The organism is Flavobacterium sp. KBS0721 (genome assembly GCF_002007065.3).
Taxonomy (GTDB): Bacteria; Bacteroidota; Bacteroidia; order Flavobacteriales; family Flavobacteriaceae; genus Flavobacterium; species Flavobacterium piscis.
Window position 1 is genome coordinate 2,366,911 of the sequence record NZ_CP042170.1, and the last position, 19,621, is coordinate 2,386,531.

Here is a 19,621-nt window from a genome sequence, read left to right on the forward strand (position 1 = left end):
TTAATCTTTTCTAATTTATAACACCTTAATTATTGTTCTAAAGTATCACAGTGATATTCTGTTTTTTCTTTCTTTGTAGGTTGCTGTGTGCTCATTCCTTTGTTTTTTTCTTGCAGCATTTGCCCAATCAACAAGCTTCTTTCTTTGGTAATGGCCAATTGTTTTTCGGCATCTTTTTCAATGTCAAAATACACAACACCTTCAATAATTGTTTTTTCGGCTTTAGCATAAATCGATAAAGGATTTTCGCTCCACAATACAACATCAGCATCTTTACCTACTTTAAGGCTTCCCACTTTATCATCAATATGTAATAATTTGGCAGGATTCAGGGTTACAAATTTCCAGGCATCTTCCTCAGAAATGTTTCCGTATTTTACTGCTTTTGCAGCTTCCTGATTCAGTCTTCTGGACATTTCGGCATCATCAGAGTTATACGCTACAACCAATCCTGCGTTGTGCATAATTGGCCCGTTGAAAGGAATTGCATCATTTACTTCAAATTTATACGCCCACCAGTCAGAGAAAGTCGAAGCACCAACGCCATGTTCTTTCATTTTATCTGCCACTTTATAACCTTCAAGAATATGCGTGAAAGTGTTTACCCTGAAATTAAATTTCTCGGTAACATTCATCAACATTAAAATCTCAGATTCTACATAAGAGTGACAGGTAATAAAACGTTCTTTATTGATAATTTCCGCAATAGTCTGTAATTCTAAATCAACTCTTGGCGCTTTTCCTTTTTTCGAACCAGCGTTGAATTTTTTCCAGCTTTCGTCATATTCTTTTGCACGCTGAAAATAATCGGTAAAAACCTGTTCAACACCCATTCTGGTTTGCGGAAAACGAGTAGGATTGTCGATACCCCAATTGGCTTGTTTCACATTTTCTCCCAAAGCAAATTTGATAAACTTAGGTTGGTTTTTGTATAACATATCATCCGGTGCAGCTCCCCATTTCCATTTTACAATTGCAGAACGCCCGCCAATAGGATTTGCAGATCCGTGTAATAACTGAGAGATGGTGACACCTCCGGCAAGATCTCTGTAAATATTAATGTCTTCAGAATTCACAACATCCTGAATCGTAACTTCGGCAGTAGAGTTGTGCCCCATTTCGTTTACACCTTTAGAAATCGCGATATGCGAGTGTTCATCGATAATTCCGCTGGTGATATGTTTGCCTTTAGCATCAATAACAGTAGCAGCTGCATCTGAAAGATTTTTACCAACGGCAGCGATTTTTCCATTTTTAATTAAAACATCACTTTCTGTTAGAATACCTTCTTTTTCATTTGTCCAAACCGTAGCATTTTTAAATAATAAAGTTTGAGCCGTTAGTTTTTTAGTATCACCAAAAGCCACGTTAGGATAAGTTGTAGGTAGAACAGGATTTGGTTTTTCTGCCTTTACTGTATCTTGTACAGCAACAAATGCACTTGTTTTTAAAGCCGTCCAAACCAATTCGTCTCCGTTTGCAAAAACGGCTTTTCCGGATAAACTTTCCGGTTTTTCTATAAATCCTGTTAAGCGCGTAAAGTTAGATTTGATCGTATCTGCAGATTTTATTAAAAGGGAAATCCAATTTTTAGAAACCGCAAAAGTGCTGTTTACTTTTTTATCATCAGTTGTTGTTATTTCAGATTTTGGAGCATTAGGAGTTCCTTCAATTTTCCATTTGTAGGTATCTTTTCCAACCGTTAGATTGTAGTTGCCGCGAATGTCTTTTGAGTTAATATCGTTTACGACATATTTAGTTCCCTGAACCCAGTTTTCATATAAAACTGTTTTTTCGTCAAATATTTCACCTGAAGTAATCACAAAATTGGCATAACTTCCGGTTTTTAAACTTCCAATTTCGTTGCTTTTTCCAAGAATTGCAGCTGGAATTGTCGTCAGTGCTTCTAAAGCTTTTGTTTTATCAAAACCGTATTTAATGGCTTTTAATAAATTAGGTTTAAAGTCTTCGGTCTTTTTTAATTTGTCTGTCGTCAGGGCAAAAACAACACCATTATCAGATAATACTTTTAGGTTTGACGGTGCCTGATTCCAGAAACGCATATCGGTCAATTCGATTTGGTTTGATAAATACGGATTTGAAACATCATAGGCTTCCGGAAAACTTACCGGGATGATAAATCTAGCATTCGTATTTTTGATTTCGTCGATGCGTTCAAACTCATTTCCGCTTCCTTTTAGAATATAATTTAAACCAAACTCCTTAGCAATTTTAGCCGCTCTCAAACTGTTTAATTTATCTTCTGTCGTAAAAATTTGAACTAGTTTTTCATTATTTGCCAAAGCTTCTAATGATAAATCTTTAGTATCAGAATTTCCTTTTTTGTACCAATCAAGATCCAAATACATCTGGCGCAACAAAGCCATCATACCCATTAATGAACTTGGATAAGCCTGATTTGTTAGAGCGCTTCTCGAAAAAGCAAGGTGATTGGTAATCTTATTAGCAATAATTTGTTTACTGTTTTCAGTATTATTCAGGGCAACCAAAATTCCGGTTCCCTGAGCAATTCCGTCAGGAATATGAGTTCCAACAACTCCAAAACCAGCTTTTAATAATTCTTCTGCTTTAGGCTGATCATATTTAAAAGTTTCATAAGTGTTTATTTCTGGTCTAACGCTTTCGTTCCAGTAATAACCCACTCTCTTTGTATCGTACATAGGATCGCGGTAACGGCCTAAATTGCTTTTTGGTTTTTCAATTCCAAAACTCGTGTAGATATCAATAAACGAAGGGTAAATTGTTTTTCCTTCAAGATCGATCGTAATACTGTTTTTAGGAATGGTAACACTATTGCCAACTGCAACAACTTTACCATCCTGAACAAGTAAAGTACCTTTTTCGATTTTTTGAGTTGGAGTAACATAAATAGTGGCATTTGTAAAAACAGTGTAATTTTTGTTTTTGTTATGCACACTTTCATTAATAGGAAAATAATCCTGAGCATATGTTTTTGTTAAAAATACGCTCAAAAAGAGTAGGAGTAGGGCTTTTTTCATAGGTAATTTGCAAATTTGTTGCTAAAAATATGAAATATATGTTATCTAAAATTTATTTTTATAAATGTTTTTTCTTTATTTAGATGATAATTTAATTAAACCATTGATAAGTAGCGCTTATAGAATAATATGAAAAATGACAATAAAATAAAGTGGGGAATCATTGGCTTAGGCAATATTGCAAATCAGTTCGCGGTCGATTTATTATTATTGCCAGATGCAGAATTATTTGCAGTGGCTTCCAGAGACCATAATAAAGCAGTGGAGTTTGCCAAAAAGTACAATTGCTCAAAAACATACGATTCTTACGATGCGCTTTTTCAGGACGATGAGGTTGATATAATTTATATTGCGACGCCACATGATTCTCATGCCGAATTATCTATAAAAGCATTAGAAAATGGTAAACATGTTTTATGCGAAAAACCACTTGCGCTGTCTTATAAAGATGCCGAACGAATGATCGAAGCATCAAGAAAGAATAATAAATTTTTTATGGAAGCTTTCTGGACACGTTTTATACCATCTGTCAAAGAAATTCTCGAAAAAGTAAATCAAGGGATAATTGGTGATATAAAATATATAAAAGCCGATTTTGCTTTTTATGCCAATGATGCTGAAGGAGGAAGATTGTTTGATAAAAAACTGGGAGGAGGTGCCTTATTTGATATTGGCGTATATCCCCTATTTCTTTCCTATATATTACTCGGAATTCCAAAAGAAATAATAGCAAAATCTATTTATCATAAAAACGGAATCGATTTACAAACTTCAATGATTTTGCAGTATGAAAATTCTCAGTCAGTTTTGCATGCTTCAATAACTTCAGAATCAGATATGAAAGCAACGATAAGTGGAACTCAGGGACATATTCAGCTCAATTCTCCTTGGTATATTGCTGATGGATATTCTGTTTTTAAAGAACAAAAAGAAACCGTTTTTAGTTTGCCAAATTTAGGAATAGGCTATACGCATGAAGCAATCGAATGTCATAATTGCATTAGAAACAACCAAATCGAAAGTAAGCTTTGGTCGCATCAGAATAGTCTGGATTTGAGTAAGATTGTGCAGGATATTAAAAATCAAATTGGGTTGAATTTTTCTTAATCCGCTTGTATTCAAAAAAGAATAAATTTCTCCAGAATAATAAATAATACATTTACAAGTAAACTTTAAATAGATATAATTGGGCGTTACAATTCTAAAAATTGCTGATTTAAGTATTGCGGATTTAAAAGCTGCTTATGATTTAATGAGATGAAAATAAAAAGTTTCAAGAAATCACTTAAAGCGAATGGTACAGCCGATTATAAAAAAAGCAAAGGTTATCACGACTTATTAGTATATAAAGAAAATCTTTATAAAGAATTAGAAGAGAGAGTTAATTGTATTGAAGTAATATGGCAATTATTTTTTAGTGTAAAATCTTAATTTATTAAAATATTAAGTAATAAATTATTTACAAATAAGTTATTTTTTCTACTTAATTAAATACTTTTACATTTTGATAAAGATTAATTATGTTAGTAAAAGTTTACGGAAGCGCTGTTTTTGGAGTAGAAGCCACAACCATTACGATGGAAGTGCATATGGATAAAGGTATTGGTTATCATTTAGTTGGATTGCCGGACAGTGCCATAAAAGAAAGCAGTTTTCGAATTGCGGCTGCCTTAAAAAACAACGGATTAAGCTTGCCGGGAAAAAGAATTACCATCAATATGGCGCCCGCCGATCTTCGAAAAGAAGGTTCTGCATACGATTTACCGCTTGCAATGGGAATTTTAGTGGGCTCAGATCAAATAAAAGCACCCGGAATCGAAGAATATATTATCATGGGCGAACTTTCACTTGATGGAAGTTTACAACCCATTCGGGGCGCTTTGCCCATTGCCATAAAAGCAAAAGAAGAAGGGTATAAAGGCTTTTTTCTTCCCATTCAAAACGTAAAAGAAGCCGCAATTGTTGCCGGACTTGATGTCTACGGAGTTTCGAATTTGCAGGAAGTACTTGACTTCTTTGCAGGAAAAGGCACGCTTCAGCCAACAGTAATCGATACAAGAGCCGAGTTTTATAAGACTTTAGATTTTCCTGAACATGATTTCTCAGACGTCCGTGGGCAGGAAAGTATAAAACGCTGTATGGAAATCGCTGCAGCCGGAGGGCATAATATTATTTTAATAGGTCCGCCCGGAGCAGGAAAAACAATGCTTGCCAAGCGCGTTCCCAGTATTTTACCGCCAATGACTTTGCGCGAAGCTCTGGAAACTACTAAAATTCATAGCGTTGCCGGAAAATTAAAAGAAGTAGGATTAATGAACCAACGGCCGTTTCGCAGTCCGCATCACACCATTTCCAATGTAGCACTTGTTGGTGGCGGAAGCTACCCACAGCCGGGCGAAATCTCGATGGCGCACAATGGCGTTTTGTTTCTGGACGAATTGCCAGAATTCAAGCGGGATGTTTTAGAAGTAATGCGCCAGCCGCTTGAAGATCGCGAAGTCACCATTTCACGTGCCAAATTTACGGTGACCTATCCGTCATCTTTTATGTTAGTGGCGAGTATGAACCCAAGTCCGAGTGGCTTTTTTAATGATCCCAGCCAGCCCAATACCTCATCGCCACACGAAATGCAGCGATATCTAAGCAAGATTTCCGGGCCTTTATTAGATCGAATCGACATTCACATAGAAGTTACTCCCGTTCCTTTCGAGAAATTAGCCGATGATCGAAAAGCCGAAAGCAGCGTCGAAATTAGAAAAAGAGTAACAGCCGCGCGCGAAATTCAAACTAAGCGATTTGAAGCATTGGAAAACATACATTATAATGCACAAATGAGCAGTAAACTAATTCGCGAATATTGCGCACTTGACGATCAGTCAAAAGAATTGCTCAAAACCGCTATGGAACGTTTGAATCTTTCGGCGCGAGCATACGACAGAATCCTAAAAGTGGCCCGCACCATAGCCGACTTAGATAACGCACCAACTGTAGTTTCGCAGCACATCTCCGAAGCTATTCAATACAGAAGCCTGGATAGAGAAGGGTGGCTTGGTTAGTTTTAGATTTTTGGATTTGGAACTTCAAAAATTTTGGAATTTAATTTTTCCGGAGCAAAAAAATCAATTTTCATAAGAACCTCCAGTCCCGCTGTCCACTTTATCTTTTATGGCAAACCCTGCCATAAAAGGATATCGCTTCCATCGGGGCTAGGCCAGAGGTTTATCATTTATAAGAGAACCAGTCAAACCTTTATGTAAATAAAAAGTACAATAATGTATTCTTCCATAGCTTGGTGAGCTTCGTGTTTGCATATATGATCTATTATAAAAAACTTGCGCACTTTTTGGTAAAAATATCATTCAAATTTTAAATTCGCATTTCTCGACATCAAATATGAAGTTAACTTCTTAATTTTTCCGTTTTCCATTTCAAAAACATCACAAAAAACAGCGTCCAATATATTTCCGTTTTTCATATTACCCTGTACGGTACCTTCTGCAATAACAATATCATTTTCCTCTATCAATTTTATAATCTGAATAGTCGGACTGCCAACAAAATTATCATTCTCAATTTCCTTATCAAACGCTTCTTTACCATTGTGTTGGTAGATGCCAGGCATTTCCCAAATAACATCTTCAGTAAGACACGCAAGTATTCTTTCATGATCACTTACTCTAAAAGCGGCCATGTATTCGTTTACGGTTTGTTTATTAGCTGTCATTCTCTAAAAAATTGTGATTATGTATTCTATTTCAGTTCCTATAAATTTAAAAATTATTCTAATTATAAAATACTAAAGAAATCCTTTTAGATTTTTTTGCGAAAAAATTAACACCCTCATTCTTCTTTTTATTTATTCACTGTAATGATTTTATATTTCTTATTATCATGTGTTTAAGTGTTTAGGTGTGAATTTGACAATCTCAATACTAAAAAACAAATTGATGCATAATAGAAGAAAATTCATTTTGTGCTTTTTTTAACACAAACCTCATTATCTGATAAATGTCATTTCATTGTAGGAATTACACATGTAATTTTGATTGTAAAATTAAGGGAAATTATTATGATAAAGATTTTAAATTATTTATTGCCTCCACGTAAATGGGTACCCTTTGTTATAGTGGCAGTTGGAATAGGAACGGGATTATTTGCTTATTTATTATATGTATCCAATGCAGTTTCTTATCTGTCAGACGATCCTAAAACATGTGTCAACTGCCATGTAATGACTCCCTTTTATGCTACCTGGCAGCATAGCTCGCATGGGCGTGTAACTACTTGTAATGATTGTCACGTGCCCCATAACAATGTTTTTAATAAATATTTTTTTAAAGCAAAAGACGGTATTTATCACGCAACTGTATTTACCTGGCGTGCAGAGCCTCAGGTAATTCATATTAAGAAAGCAGGAACAGACGTGGTTCAAAAAAACTGTCAGCGCTGTCACGGAGATCTTAATGCAAATGTAAAAACAACAGGAGTTACGCTTGAGAGCAAAAGTCATGGCGAAGGAAAACTATGCTGGGATTGTCATCGCGAAGTCCCACACGGCAAAGTAAATAGCCTGTCATCTGTACCTAATGCACGAGTTCCTTTACTAGAATCTCCAATTCCGGAATGGCTGCAAAAACAAACCGATAGTACAGCAACTCAAAAAAAGAAAGAAACAAAACAAACTAAATAAAAAGACTAAAAATTAATTAAATACAGATATAATTATGGCACCACTAAAAGAAACTATAAAACGCAAACCGTGGTTAGGATGGGTAATGTTTGGCGTTACAATGCTAGTTGTATTTATGCTGGGATTACTGGTAAATAGTGTAATGGAACGCCGCACAGAAGCTTTATTTGTAAATAGAGTGTTAGCTCCTGTTGGTCAGTTCGAATCTAAAAATGAAGTTTGGGGAGCAAATTATCCTCGTGAGTTTCAAACCTATTATGAAACGGCAGATACTACTTTTTCAAGTAAATACGGAGGCGGAAAAATGAAAGACATGTTACATGAGGATCCTCGTATGGTGGTACTTTGGGCAGGATATGCTTTTTCTAAAGATTATAATCAGGGAAGAGGACATTTTTATGCACTGGAAGACATTTACAATACTTTAAGAACAGGAGCTCCAAAAGGACCTCAGGACGGGCCACAACCTGCCAGCTGTTGGGTATGTAAGTCACCAGATGTGCCACGTATGATGGATAAATTGGGTATCGATGAGTTCTACAAACAAACATGGGCTGCTTTAGGGCCAGAAATTGTAAACCCTATTGGATGTGCAGATTGCCATGATTCTAAAACAATGAATTTAAAAATTACACGCCCGGCATTAATCGAAGCTTTTAAAGAGCAGGGAAAAGATATTACAAAAGCGACTCATAACGAAATGCGTTCATTAGTTTGTGCACAATGTCATGTTGAGTATTACTTTGATAAAAAATCTGTAGAAGGTGCTGCAAAAGTAAAATTCCCTTGGAAAAATGGTATGACGGTAGAGGATATGGAAAAATATTATGATGGTATTGAGTTTTCAGATTTTACACATGCATTGAGTAAAGCACCAATCCTTAAAGCGCAGCACCCTGATTACGAAATTCATCAAATGGGTATTCACGGACAAAGAGGTGTTTCTTGTGCAGATTGTCATATGCCATATAAAAGCGAAGGCGGACAGAAATTTACAGATCATAAAATACAATCGCCTCTTAATAACGTAGCAAATTCTTGTCAGGTTTGTCACCGTGAAGAAGAAAAAACATTGATAGCAAACGTAAACGAACGTCAGGATAAAATTTATCAAATACGTATTGAGCTTGAAGATCAATTGGTAAAAGCACATATAGAAGCAAAATTAGCATGGGATAAAGGAGCAACAGAAGCTCAGATGAAAAATATTCTGCAGTTAATTCGTCAGTCACAATGGCGTTGGGATTTTACTGCAGCATCGCACGGAGGATCATTCCATGCTCCATTAGAAACTGCCAGAGTAATTACAAATGGTTTGAATAAAGCAGCTGAGGCAAGAATTGCTTTAGGTAAAGTATTAGCTTCTTTAGGACAAACAGGACCAGTACAATATCCGGATATTTCGACCAAAGCAAAGGCACAGCAGTTTATTGGTCTGGATATGGCTAAAGAAAGAGCGAATAAAGCAGAATTCAAAAAAACTCTTTTACCGCAATGGCTGGAACAGGCAAAGAAAAAATAATTGCTTTAGTCAGTTAATAAATATAAAAACACTTTGGAGAGGGTTCGTATAAATTTTGATAATTTGTATGAAACCCTTTTCAGGTTAAATGTTTCAAATTCAAAATAAGAATGAGAATAGTTAATTTAGAAAATCAGAAAGTTGCTAAAAAGAAACTTTGGCAATTTCCGTGGGATTATAAAGAATCTTTTATAATTGCCGCTGGATTGCTGATAACCGGATACCTTTTACAAATTACTACAAGAACAAGTATAAAAGCTGTAAGTGCGCCTGTAAATTATATAATTGGAGCCTTGTTTATAGCAATGCTGCTCTTGCTGCATTTTACGAGTAGAACGCATCCGTGGGTAAAATGGCTAAGATCTGTTCCTGCATCTGTAAGTGCTATTGTTTTAGTTTTGATACAGGCAATTATTATGGGAACGCTTCCTCAACAAAATTTTGTTGAGGGCGTAAAACCGGATGTATTTGGTTTTTCTTTTGTACTAACAAGCTGGCCGTTTATTATAGCCCAATTGTATTTTCTTACTACGCTGGGTCTTGCAACTCTTAATAGAATGACACCATGGCAATGGAAAAATTGGGGTTTTATACTAAATCACTTAGGGCTCTTTATTGCAATGACGGCCGGTATTCTGGGAAGTGGCGATTTACAGCGGTACACGATGAAATTGTACGAAAATCAATTGGTGTGGGGAGCCCAAAATGAAGAAGGTGTAATGGTACCAATGCCAATTGCTTTTGAACTTACCAGTTTTGATATGGAAACCTTTACTCCAAAATTGGCTTTAGCTGATATTACAAACAACAGTATTGAGACAAAAGGAGTCAATGCGCTACGAATGATTAGCAAAGGAGATAGCTACGATTACAAAGGCTATAAAATTAAGATTGTTAATTATATTGAAGACAGCAAGTTTACAGGAAACGGTTATTTTCCCGTTAATGAAGAAGGTGCAACGCCGGCAGCTCTGGTCGAAGTAAAATCTGCAACGATAGACACTACTGCATGGATCAGTTGCGGTAGTTTTGCAACCGAATATTCTTATTTGCAATTGAATGATAAAGAGGCCATTGTAATGTTGCAGCCAGAGGCCAAAAAATACAGTTCGCATGTAAATGTATATGTAAAAGATGGTAAAAACGACAAAACTGTAATCGAAGTCAACAAACCTTATAAAGTTGGAGGATGGAAAGTATACCAGTTAAGTTATGACGAAAAGTTTGGAAAATGGTCTAAATTAAGTGTCGTAGAATTGGTACGTGATCCTTGGTTGCCCGCTGTCTATTCCGGTATTTTTATGATGATTATTGGGGCGGCTTATTTGATATTTAAAGGAAGAGGAACTGTGATTTAGCTCGATTATGAGTATGAATTGATGTTTGAATTATATATAAATAAAGATTTTTTAAATGAATTACTGGATCTATTTTTCTCATTATGCTTTTATCGCCATTATTTGCTGGCTAATTTGCATGCTGCTTCAGGTTATAAAACTGAAGCGCAATAAAATGTTACTTATTCTACTTTTCGCAGTATTGGGAGGTTTGGGTATAGTGGTGTTTACTTATAACCTATGGCAAAATTTAGGACGTCCGCCCATGCGTACTCTGGGCGAAACAAGACTTTGGTATGCTGTCTTTTTACCTGTTATTGGAATAATAACTTATATCAGGTGGCAATATAAATGGCTGCTCAATTATAGCTTAGTAATGGCAACCGTATTTCTAACCATCAATTACTTTAATCCGGATACGTATAACAAAGCCTTAATGCCGGCTTTGCAAAGTGTTTGGTTTGTGCCTCATGTTTTAGTGTACATATTTTCGTATGCCTTACTCGCGGCATCATCAATTGTGGCGTGTTACGGATTATTCGAATTTTATAGGGGCAAGTATAAAAGCAATATTCTTCATTTGGCCAATAATTTAGTTTATGTAGGTTTTGGTTTTCTTTCGTTAGGTTTATTGTTTGGAGCTTTATGGGCAAAAGAAGCCTGGGGACATTACTGGACTTGGGACCCAAAAGAAACATGGGCAATGCTTACCTGGTTAGGCTATTTAATTTACATACACATGCATTACCGTTATCCGGATAGTGTTAAACCAGTTTTGATAACCTTGGCGCTGGCGTTTGTGGTATTGTTGCTTTGCTGGTTTGGGGTGAATTATATGCCGTCTTCTGCACAAAGTGTTCACACTTACACAAATGGATAAACTAAAAGGAGCAGAAATCTACAATAAATTTCTGCTCTCTTTTTATTGAATCTATGGTTTTTACTTATTCGTAGAAATATTCCAAAAACTCATTTTTCTTCTTGTTACAAAACCTAACTTTTCATATAGCCCAATTGCTCCAATATTACTTTCGACTACGTGTAAATACGGAATTTTATTTTCGCTAAAAATGTTATTGACGCAGTGAGCAATTAATTGTTTTGCGTAGCCTTTTCCAATATGGTCAGGATGGCTAATAATAGCGCTGACTTCTGTATAATTATCCATTTTCATACGCTCGCCTGTTATGGCAACTAATTGATTTTCTTTAAAAATCCCGTAATAATTGCCTAATTCAGCTGTTTTGTTTTTAAAATATCCCGGTTGCACTAAGTTCACCAAATGCACCAATTTGTCATTATGTTCTTCGGTAAGTTTTACAATGTCTTCAGTTATTGATACTTCTATTTTATTGTAAATAATCATTTGCAGGCAAACTAATTCTTTTACAATTTTTAATGATTTCGATATTTCAGGTTTTTCTCCAACAATAAAGAAATTTTCTGCTAATGTCAAATATTGATCTGATGCATCTAAAGTACTTTCGGGATTTATAAAACCTCCAAAAGGACAATAATCAGGATTGTAAAATTTGGTGTTTCCATAATCCAAAACAAAACCTCCATGAGTTTCTGAAAGTGAATTCCAAACCGGATTGTCAAGTTTGTTTTCTTGTATAATTTTCATTCTTGTAAATTTTATCTTTTGATAAATCTTAAAAATACTTTTTTACTCTTTGTCTTTTATTGGATAAAAGAATTTGAAAGAATTTGAAACTGCGGGATGCAAAATAGTGCCATGATTTTCGAGAGGGAAATAATCAAAATAAACTTTTATATTTTTACATTTTGATGCCTTAATTTTTTCACTTATTAAGTTAGCATCTACTTCCATCACTCGTGGAATTTCGGTAGGGGTAAGGCCCTCTTTGCCTACCGCGATATAAATATCAGTGTTTTGATTAAAATTTTCCTGAAAAATGACGCTATCCTGATTTAGTATAGAACCATTATTCCACCAAATACTTGGGCTGACAATGACATATTTATTAAAAAGAGATGGTTTTTTTAGCAAGATTTCAGTTTCTAATAATCCTCCTAACGATTGTCCGATGATAGTTTTGGAATCGGTTGTTTTGTATTTTTTATCTATAAAAGGCTGTAATTCTTTTTCGATAAAAGCAATAAACTTATCGGAATGTCCTGAAGTTGCAAAACGTTTTTGATCTTTTTCTATAGTTGTCGGGAAAGTAAAATCTCTTCTTCTGTCAACCGTTGCAATTCCCACCACAATTGATTTCGGAACCTGATTGACCCATTCGAAACTATTAAATTGTACCAAACCAGCAATATGAATAAAATCTTCATCGGCCGAGCCATCTAATAAATAAATTACAGGATATTTAGTTGAATCATCAGCTTTATAACCTTCAGGAAGATAAATGTTCAGGATTCTTTTTTCGCCAAGTTCTTTCGATTGTATCTCATCTATAACACCTAATACAAAAGGCTTACTAGTATCTGTTGCTTTAGATTTATTGGTTTGACTAAATGATATTGTTGAGGTAAAAAGGAGAAAAGCAATGGCAATAATTTTATTCATTTTATGGTGTTTTATAGCTAACATGATTTCTCATAATAGACTTAAAATATTGTTTAAGCAGTAGTAACAGCTTCTATTTCTTTATTTATTGGTTGTCTAATTTTAGTTATGAGAGCTAATGCAGTATTCTAAATAATCGACAATTTTTTCCTGAAGTCTTTTTTCTAAAAAATCGTTACTGCCTTTTAAAGCATCACCTATCTGAATCGCTTCTTTTTGATATTCACTAATTTTTTCTATGCCCCAAAGTTGTGGTGGAGTTTGTAGATTTGTTATTCTGTCCGCCAGTTTTACAGCCCAAACTTCTTTTGTTAGTTGTTTGATACGATGTAGACTATCGCTCATTCTGTCTTCTTTTGGAATTGTGGTATTCTTTGTCAATGCTAAAACAGCCTGAGCAATTTCTGGACTAAATTCTTGAGAAAGTTCATCAAATGTGACATTGGTATCTTCTAAAATATCATGAAGTAATGCCACCTGAACAGCAAATTCAGTATTAAACTCTTTTGTGTTTTGTGAAGCAATCAAAATTTCCATAGCTACATTGCTTAAATGAACAACATATGGTAAGTTCGTTCCCGGAATTAATTGATTGATATCTGCGTGTCTTTTTGCTGCAAATTTTATTGCTTTTTGATAAAGCGTTTGTATGTTGATCATATTGTTTTTTCAAAGGGTAAATATTTTGCAGTTTGCGAGCCTCGCAGTTTGATAGAATATTTCTGCTACACGAAAATACAAATTAAATTTAGGATTATCTAAAATGATTGATTTTACTGAGTTTTAATCAGAATACAACTTTAATAGCCTGAATAAAAAATCCCGTTTCAATCGAAAAGGGATTTCATAAATACAAAATAAAATGATTAAGCTTTAGCAGCAAAAACTTTGTCTAAACCTTCCAAAGCAATGGTAAAACCTTCTTTGAATCCCATTTCGATAATTTTCTCTAAATCAGATAGTTTTTCGTGTTTAATAGCAATGTCTACAAAAGTAGTATCGCCTTGTTCTGAAAAATTAACATCCCAATCAGAACGCGAAAAATCATTGTTCAAATTCCCTTCGTTATCGCAAAAAGCATCCAGATATTTAAAATTTGTCTTTGGAGTTATCGAAGTAAAATCAGCCAAAGCCCAATGTTCTTCGCCTTTAGGGCCAATCATTGCGTAAAGCCTCTGTCCGCCTTCTTTAAATTCCATTCTTTTTGTTTTTGATTTCCATGGAGCAGGAGCCCACCATTGATCTAAAATTTCAGGTTCTGTCCAAGCCGACCAAACGTTGGCAAGTGATGCATTGAACTCACGTTTTACATTTACCGTACTGGTTTCTTTGTTTACAGTAAAATTCATTAATAAGTTAGATTTCATTTTCTTAAGATTTTAAATTCATTACTATTTTACCTGGCTTATTGCACTGTTTACTTTTGTGCTTCAAGGATTTTATCCAAAGTTTCCAAAGTGCTTGTAAAGCCTTCTTTAAAGCCCATTTCGATTATTTTTTCTAAATCAGATAAGCTATCTCGTTTGATTTCAATATCAACAATTACGGAATCTCCTTGCTCAGAGAAATTGACACTCCAATAAGAACTTCCAAAAATTGAATCCGGAATGCCTTCAGCATCACAAAAGGTAGAAGCATATTTAAAATTGGTTTTTGGAGAAATCGAAGTATAATCTAGAATACCCCATCGTTCCTGATTTTCTGGCCCAACCATGGCGTACAATCTATGTCCGCCTTCTGTAAAATCCATACGTTTTGTTTTAGATGTAAATGGGGCAGGAGCCCACCATTGATCTAAAATTTCAGCTACTGTCCAGGCCGACCAAACATTGGCAAGCGATGCATTGAACTCCCGTTTTATATTTACCGTGATAGTCTCTTTATTCACGGAAAAATTCATTAAAAGATTAGATTTCATTTTCTTTAGATTTTAAATTCATTAATACCTGATCGAGCTGGCTGAAACGATTTTCCCAAATTGCTTTAAAATGTTCGAGCCATTTGTCAACTTCTTTCATTTTGTCTATTTTGAGTTGATAATATATCTCACGGCCTATTTTTTTCTCGGCTAATAAGTCGCATTCATTAAGGATTTTGATGTGTTTAGAAACGGCCTGTCTTGTGGTATTAAATTGCTCTGCAATCGCGTTGGGTGTTAGTGCATTTGTAGCCACCAATACTAAAATAGCCCTGCGGGTTGGGTCAGCAATAGCCTGAAAAATATCTCGTTTCATTTTTTGATGTGTTTTAATTAGCAACCAATCAGTTGCAAATATACATAATCTATTGATTTTGAGTGATATTTTTTTGTTTTTTTTGAAATAGATTGGTCGAAACAAAAAAAAGACGCAATGCTGCGTCTTTAATAGTATTTGAAATTTTAAAATAATCGAATGAAAAAGCGAATAACAACTCGGATTTGTGTGTCAGGACTTACCCAATATATTTTAGTTATCCCATTTTTCCATGAGATTTTCTTTCCACAAATTTTGAGCATATTCTTTGAGTACTTTCGGGCCATTTTTAAAGTTGACATCCAATTTATATTCACCGCCAATAAAGGATGACTTATCGTTTACATCACTACCAACCTGAACTTTGTTTTCTCCGCGCATGGCATATTTATTATTTCCTTCGTACATGATTATTTTCATGTTAGACGGACTCACATCACCATGGCAAACGGTTTTATACATGAGCCATACTTCGGCAATGCCGTTTTTATTTAAGTCGGTGATTTTAAAAGTATTTTTAACAAAAGAAGCAGTAATGTCAACCGGACAATCGGCAATAAAATCCTTCACTCTCCAAGTTTGCGTTGCTTTATCATTTGATAGTATAAAATGATAGGCATATAATTCAGCATCACTGCTATCTTCAAATTCATGTTTCAGTTTTTCATTTCTGTAGATTCCGGTTTCGGTTGTAATGACAATATTATCACCGGATTTATCTTTCCAGCGAACAGCATTTTTAATAAAACCTTCGTATTTTATAGAAGCCGGAAACTGAGTAGAATCAATTTTGTTTACAACTAAAGAATAATCTTTAACTTCTTCTTTTAATGATGAGGTTTCAGCTTCTTTTAAAGGCTCTTTTTGATCTGATTTACAGCTGGAAAAAGAAATAAGTAAGAGGCATAAAAAAACAATATTTTTCATAGAAAAGTTTTTTAAAAATGATTTATTCCTGCTGAATCCATTCGTATTTCCCGTCTTTCATATAAATCACGCCGCCTCCGCAACTTTCTTCGGCATGAATAAATATTCCGTCATTCAGGAGTTTTATTTTATCTTCTTCCTTGATTTCTTCGTCGCCCATTATTTCGCCATCATCATTTACATTATTCCAGTAAAGCTCATTTTTAGGTGCTTTTTTGAATATTCCTGCCCAGTCAATTTCATCAAAACCCTGTTTCAGAACATTATTTCCTAATCCTAAATAATCGGTTTTTTTACTGTTACCAAATGTTATTCTTAAACCGCTTTTTCTGCTATTTGTACTTCGTACAATTTCGACAGTTTCATTGATATTATCTCCGTCAAGATCACAGGTAATTTTATTTACTTTATGCTTTGTCGAAATAACAATGGTGTCAGTATTATTTACATTTTCAACGGGCTTTTTTATACTATCCGTTTTTACAGTTTTTATTGCTGTTTGTTGTTTCTCTTCTTTTTTGCAGGAAATGAAAAGAACCACAATAAAGATCAAAATTCTAAATTTCATAATTTGTTTCTTTTTTGAATGGAATAGTATTTTTAAAGAAGTCACTCTAAAGAAAAACTTATTTCAGCACGTTAACAATCTCTGTTAATTTCAATTTTGTAGCGATTTGAATTGGTTTTTCTCCGTACGAAATGTCATCTCCGGCATCAAAAGTTTCAGGTTTGTTTTTATCTGCACCTTTTTTCAAAAGGTATTTCACCATTTCCAGATTATTCTTTTTTACAGCAATTATCAATGCCGTTTCTCCGTCGTAATTATGATAATCTATATCGCCTTTATTGAATTTTAAAGCATTCAAAACCTCATAATCAGACCTTCTTACAGCTTCTTCAAATACATGAAATTTTCCTCGAATATCTCCTTTTTCCTGATTGGCACCTTTTAATAAAAGCAGTTTTGCACAGTCGTAAAAATTACCAAAACCGGCCGTGTTAAAAGCATCAGAGTTGGTTATATTTCCTCCTTTTTGTATTAGGTATTTCAAGATTTCCAAAGTTCCTTTATCAGCAGCGGTTTCAATGTACGATTCGTCGCTTTTAGGTTTGTTAATAACCGCTCCGCTTTCTACAAGAGCCTTAACCACCGCGAGATTATTTTGCCAGATGGCTGCCTGAAGAGGTGCTATTTTATTCTTTGGTTCATAATTGGCAGGGAATTTTGCACCAATCATTTTTAGTGCTTTTTGAGTATTATTTGCAAAAACAGCATCATAAAATTCATCCACAACTTCTGGTGAAGGAACAACTTGTTTTGGTTTTGATTCTGAAAAACAGCTACTCAAAGAAAAGACCAGGAGGGATAAAGCAATCAGTTTTATTTTTTTCATAACTAAGCTTATATTTTTATTTTTTAGCATGCCGAAAATATTCTAAAATTCATATCGAAATTTTGGATAATGATTTTATCCCCTAAATTTATTGCTGACAATAATATTTTTAAGTCTCGCTTTTAAATCTTCTCCCGTATCAAAAACCATTTGCTCATTGTTTGGGAATGGCACCGCGCGTTTATTAAAATATGACATATAATTCTCCTCGCAAGCACTTCTGTCTCCTTTGTAAGTCGAATAAATATTCTCAAAAATAAATTCGCTCGTCACCGGAAAAGATTCCAGTAACTGATTTGTCTTCACATCGATATAGTCTACTTGTGCCATTATCTGACAAGATTTAAATTGTCTAAACTCATACACATTTGCACGAAGCATTCTGTAGTTATCTACTTTTATTTCTTTGCCTAAACTGTCCTTTACAGGTCTTCCTCTACTGTCTAATAGTGTTTTTACACCATCTTTAACCTGTCTTTCTTTAATAAATTCTTTCTCCTTAATTTGTTCCGGCGAAATATTAATTTGCCTGAAATTGATCACAAGGCTATAATCATACGTAACGTTTTTTTGTCTTAAGTTGTGGTAAACCGTCCATTTATCATTTAATCCGTAGGTTTTAAAATCCAGTAAATCATCCTGAAGCACCTTCGGAATCACCATATTGGTCTCGTTTTTGGCGTAAACATCCACAAAATCAGTTCCTCTAAACTGTGCATCCTCCATCAATTTTCTGGTATTTTTATAATTTGGACTCAGGCTTTCCAAATACAAAAAATCATCATATGCTTTTCTAAAATCCAGTTTGTTTTTTGATTTTAAAAGCGTCGAAGCACTTTCGTACAAATATTTCGTAAGCGCAATTTTGCTGCTCACAATCTGATCTGAATAATTATCAAATACAAACGAAGCATTTTTTCCCTGTTTTAGTAAAGGCAATGGTAGTAACGGTCTAATTTTTTCCTGACGATTATTCAATTGCAAATAAGTATTGTAAACTCGTTCTGCGTTAGCTGGAGTAGCTTCTTTTATCATCAAATCAAGATTGCGCAAATCCCGGTCCTTTGCTTTTGCAAAAGCTTCTTCGAGCAAAAACACATAATCTTGTTTTCCTTTCGAGTCCTTTTTGGTTTTTAGGGCATCAACTGCGCGATCTATTGCAGCATCATAATTTCCGTCGCTTAATAAGGACTGAGTAGTTTTTACACCACATGACGAAAGTGCTAAAAATAATATAGAAAGCAGTAAAGTAATTTTTTGCATAGTATTTTTTTGAAGGTGTAAATATATCTTTTTTAACATTCAACAACTATGCCTTTTTTTGATTAATTTTCAGGAGCATAATTTTCAGTTTTCATAAAAACCACCCGTCCCGCTTTCGCCTTTATCTCTTCTCCCGATAGCCATCGGGATGCGAGGATACCGGCTCTATCGGGGCTAGATTAAAAGTTTAGTTTTCATTAGTCGAAAACCTTTTCAGAAAAAACCAATGATAATTTTTTTTCTATCTCATTATAAAAGCTATCGAATTCCATATTATGCGTACGTAAATAATAGATACCTAAACAGAGGAAAAATAAGCCAATAAAAAAGAATAAAAATTTGCCTAAAAAATCTTTTTTAGGCAAATAATATTCAGTTTCAGGTTTTGTTGGATTGTAGTAAATCGGCGTTGTTTCGTACATCGTGCAAATAGAGTTGCTTTTTCCTTGTATATTTATCTGTTTATTTGAGCTATCATAAAATATAAAAAGTGGTATTTTGAGAGATGTTTCATTTTCTGATAAAGACTTTTCAGTGCTAAAACCGATAACTGTTGCTGTTGTTTTTATGCCGTTTTTTATAATTTTATCTTCTTTTAGTAAAGTTCTAAAAGCCATAAATAATAATGCTAAGCCTATAATAATAAGTAAAATGTCCCAAGCTGATTTCCAGATCAATGATGCGGTTTCCAT

Annotated in this window: 19 protein-coding genes; 6 read left to right on the forward strand and 13 right to left on the reverse strand. The window is 34.5% G+C overall.

The window, feature by feature from the left end; genetic code table 11:
• Positions 1-29: 29 nt before the first annotated feature.
• The gene (locus B0M43_RS10410; RefSeq protein WP_078008412.1) at positions 30-3,020 is read right to left on the reverse strand and encodes an amidohydrolase family protein; all 2,991 of its coding nucleotides are present in this window, start codon (positions 3,018-3,020) and stop codon (positions 30-32) included.
• A 129-nt stretch (positions 3,021-3,149) separates the two neighbouring features.
• Here B0M43_RS10410 and B0M43_RS10415 point away from each other — a divergent pair, with 129 nt between their 5' ends.
• Together B0M43_RS10415 and B0M43_RS10420 are read left to right on the forward strand one after the other, a co-directional pair.
• On the forward strand, positions 3,150-4,127 hold the full coding sequence (locus B0M43_RS10415; protein ID WP_078008411.1) for a Gfo/Idh/MocA family protein: 978 nt from the start codon (positions 3,150-3,152) through the stop codon (positions 4,125-4,127).
• Positions 4,128-4,540: 413 nt separating this feature from the next.
• The gene (locus B0M43_RS10420; protein WP_078008410.1) at positions 4,541-6,076 is read left to right on the forward strand and encodes a YifB family Mg chelatase-like AAA ATPase; all 1,536 of its coding nucleotides are present in this window, start codon (positions 4,541-4,543) and stop codon (positions 6,074-6,076) included.
• 299 nt (positions 6,077-6,375) lie between these two features.
• Here the strand turns inward: B0M43_RS10420 and B0M43_RS10425 are convergent, their stop codons facing one another.
• Entirely contained in the window at positions 6,376-6,744 is a 369-nt protein-coding gene (locus tag B0M43_RS10425) for a nuclear transport factor 2 family protein (RefSeq protein WP_078008409.1), read from the reverse strand.
• A 345-nt stretch (positions 6,745-7,089) separates the two neighbouring features.
• Between B0M43_RS10425 and nrfH the strand changes: the two genes are divergently transcribed.
• The 4 genes from nrfH to ccsA all read left to right on the forward strand — a co-directional run bounded on the left by nrfH (position 7,090) and on the right by ccsA (position 11,449).
• Positions 7,090-7,710: a cytochrome c nitrite reductase small subunit gene (nrfH, locus tag B0M43_RS10430; protein ID WP_078008408.1), complete on the forward strand. Its 621-nt coding sequence runs from the start codon at positions 7,090-7,092 to the stop codon at positions 7,708-7,710.
• Between the two features lie 55 nt (positions 7,711-7,765).
• A complete protein-coding gene (gene nrfA, locus B0M43_RS10435) occupies positions 7,766-9,232 on the forward strand; it encodes an ammonia-forming cytochrome c nitrite reductase (protein WP_210418058.1) in 1,467 nt (488 codons plus the stop codon).
• Between the two features lie 110 nt (positions 9,233-9,342).
• Positions 9,343-10,590 (forward strand): cytochrome c biogenesis protein ResB, encoded by a 1,248-nt coding sequence (locus B0M43_RS10440; RefSeq protein ID WP_078008406.1) that lies wholly within the window; start codon positions 9,343-9,345, stop codon positions 10,588-10,590.
• Between the two features lie 55 nt (positions 10,591-10,645).
• Complete coding sequence (gene ccsA, locus B0M43_RS10445; RefSeq protein WP_078008405.1) at positions 10,646-11,449, forward strand: cytochrome c biogenesis protein CcsA; 804 nt, start codon at positions 10,646-10,648, stop codon at positions 11,447-11,449.
• 60 nt (positions 11,450-11,509) lie between these two features.
• Here the strand turns inward: ccsA and B0M43_RS10450 are convergent, their stop codons facing one another.
• The 11 genes from B0M43_RS10450 to B0M43_RS10500 all read right to left on the reverse strand — a co-directional run bounded on the left by B0M43_RS10450 (position 11,510) and on the right by B0M43_RS10500 (position 19,621).
• Positions 11,510-12,196 (reverse strand): GNAT family N-acetyltransferase, encoded by a 687-nt coding sequence (locus B0M43_RS10450; RefSeq protein ID WP_078008404.1) that lies wholly within the window; start codon positions 12,194-12,196, stop codon positions 11,510-11,512.
• Between the two features lie 42 nt (positions 12,197-12,238).
• Positions 12,239-13,111 carry an alpha/beta hydrolase gene (locus B0M43_RS10455; RefSeq protein WP_078008463.1) on the reverse strand — a complete coding sequence of 291 codons (873 nt, stop codon included), beginning with the start codon at positions 13,109-13,111 and terminating at the stop codon, positions 12,239-12,241.
• Positions 13,112-13,213: 102 nt separating this feature from the next.
• The gene (locus B0M43_RS10460) at positions 13,214-13,771 is read right to left on the reverse strand and encodes an HD domain-containing protein (RefSeq protein ID WP_078008403.1); all 558 of its coding nucleotides are present in this window, start codon (positions 13,769-13,771) and stop codon (positions 13,214-13,216) included.
• A 206-nt stretch (positions 13,772-13,977) separates the two neighbouring features.
• Complete coding sequence (locus tag B0M43_RS10465) at positions 13,978-14,478, reverse strand: SRPBCC domain-containing protein (RefSeq protein WP_078008402.1); 501 nt, start codon at positions 14,476-14,478, stop codon at positions 13,978-13,980.
• Between the two features lie 50 nt (positions 14,479-14,528).
• Positions 14,529-15,029, reverse strand: coding sequence for an SRPBCC domain-containing protein (locus B0M43_RS10470; RefSeq protein WP_078008401.1), 501 nt, complete (start codon positions 15,027-15,029; stop codon positions 14,529-14,531).
• A complete protein-coding gene (locus tag B0M43_RS10475; RefSeq protein WP_078008400.1) occupies positions 15,019-15,345 on the reverse strand; it encodes a helix-turn-helix transcriptional regulator in 327 nt (108 codons plus the stop codon). The genes B0M43_RS10470 and B0M43_RS10475 overlap by 11 nt, the downstream gene beginning before the upstream one ends.
• A 213-nt stretch (positions 15,346-15,558) precedes the next feature.
• Entirely contained in the window at positions 15,559-16,272 is a 714-nt protein-coding gene (locus B0M43_RS10480; RefSeq protein ID WP_078008399.1) for a M949_RS01915 family surface polysaccharide biosynthesis protein, read from the reverse strand.
• 22 nt (positions 16,273-16,294) lie between these two features.
• Positions 16,295-16,840 (reverse strand): hypothetical protein, encoded by a 546-nt coding sequence (locus tag B0M43_RS10485; protein WP_078008398.1) that lies wholly within the window; start codon positions 16,838-16,840, stop codon positions 16,295-16,297.
• 58 nt (positions 16,841-16,898) lie between these two features.
• Positions 16,899-17,666, reverse strand: coding sequence for an ankyrin repeat domain-containing protein (locus tag B0M43_RS10490; RefSeq protein WP_078008397.1), 768 nt, complete (start codon positions 17,664-17,666; stop codon positions 16,899-16,901).
• Between the two features lie 75 nt (positions 17,667-17,741).
• Positions 17,742-18,929 carry a hypothetical protein gene (locus B0M43_RS10495; protein ID WP_078008396.1) on the reverse strand — a complete coding sequence of 396 codons (1,188 nt, stop codon included), beginning with the start codon at positions 18,927-18,929 and terminating at the stop codon, positions 17,742-17,744.
• A 197-nt stretch (positions 18,930-19,126) separates the two neighbouring features.
• Entirely contained in the window at positions 19,127-19,621 is a 495-nt protein-coding gene (locus B0M43_RS10500) for a DUF3592 domain-containing protein (RefSeq protein WP_078008395.1), read from the reverse strand.

Coding starts and splice junctions, on each gene's coding strand:
- nrfH (WP_078008408.1), top strand. CDS start 7,090: ATGATAAAGATTTTAAATTATTTATTGCCTCCACGTAAATGGGTACCC.
- B0M43_RS10500 (WP_078008395.1), bottom strand. CDS start 19,621: ATGGAAACCGCATCATTGATCTGGAAATCAGCTTGGGACATTTTACTT.
- B0M43_RS10495 (WP_078008396.1), bottom strand. CDS start 18,929: ATGCAAAAAATTACTTTACTGCTTTCTATATTATTTTTAGCACTTTCG.
- ccsA (WP_078008405.1), top strand. CDS start 10,646: ATGAATTACTGGATCTATTTTTCTCATTATGCTTTTATCGCCATTATT.
- B0M43_RS10455 (WP_078008463.1), bottom strand. CDS start 13,111: ATGAATAAAATTATTGCCATTGCTTTTCTCCTTTTTACCTCAACAATA.
- B0M43_RS10465 (WP_078008402.1), bottom strand. CDS start 14,478: ATGAAATCTAACTTATTAATGAATTTTACTGTAAACAAAGAAACCAGT.
- B0M43_RS10470 (WP_078008401.1), bottom strand. CDS start 15,029: ATGAAATCTAATCTTTTAATGAATTTTTCCGTGAATAAAGAGACTATC.
- B0M43_RS10485 (WP_078008398.1), bottom strand. CDS start 16,840: ATGAAATTTAGAATTTTGATCTTTATTGTGGTTCTTTTCATTTCCTGC.
- B0M43_RS10420 (WP_078008410.1), top strand. CDS start 4,541: ATGTTAGTAAAAGTTTACGGAAGCGCTGTTTTTGGAGTAGAAGCCACA.
- B0M43_RS10475 (WP_078008400.1), bottom strand. CDS start 15,345: ATGAAACGAGATATTTTTCAGGCTATTGCTGACCCAACCCGCAGGGCT.
- B0M43_RS10480 (WP_078008399.1), bottom strand. CDS start 16,272: ATGAAAAATATTGTTTTTTTATGCCTCTTACTTATTTCTTTTTCCAGC.
- B0M43_RS10410 (WP_078008412.1), bottom strand. CDS start 3,020: ATGAAAAAAGCCCTACTCCTACTCTTTTTGAGCGTATTTTTAACAAAA.
- B0M43_RS10460 (WP_078008403.1), bottom strand. CDS start 13,771: ATGATCAACATACAAACGCTTTATCAAAAAGCAATAAAATTTGCAGCA.
- B0M43_RS10450 (WP_078008404.1), bottom strand. CDS start 12,196: ATGAAAATTATACAAGAAAACAAACTTGACAATCCGGTTTGGAATTCA.
- B0M43_RS10490 (WP_078008397.1), bottom strand. CDS start 17,666: ATGAAAAAAATAAAACTGATTGCTTTATCCCTCCTGGTCTTTTCTTTG.
- B0M43_RS10440 (WP_078008406.1), top strand. CDS start 9,343: ATGAGAATAGTTAATTTAGAAAATCAGAAAGTTGCTAAAAAGAAACTT.
- B0M43_RS10425 (WP_078008409.1), bottom strand. CDS start 6,744: ATGACAGCTAATAAACAAACCGTAAACGAATACATGGCCGCTTTTAGA.
- B0M43_RS10415 (WP_078008411.1), top strand. CDS start 3,150: ATGAAAAATGACAATAAAATAAAGTGGGGAATCATTGGCTTAGGCAAT.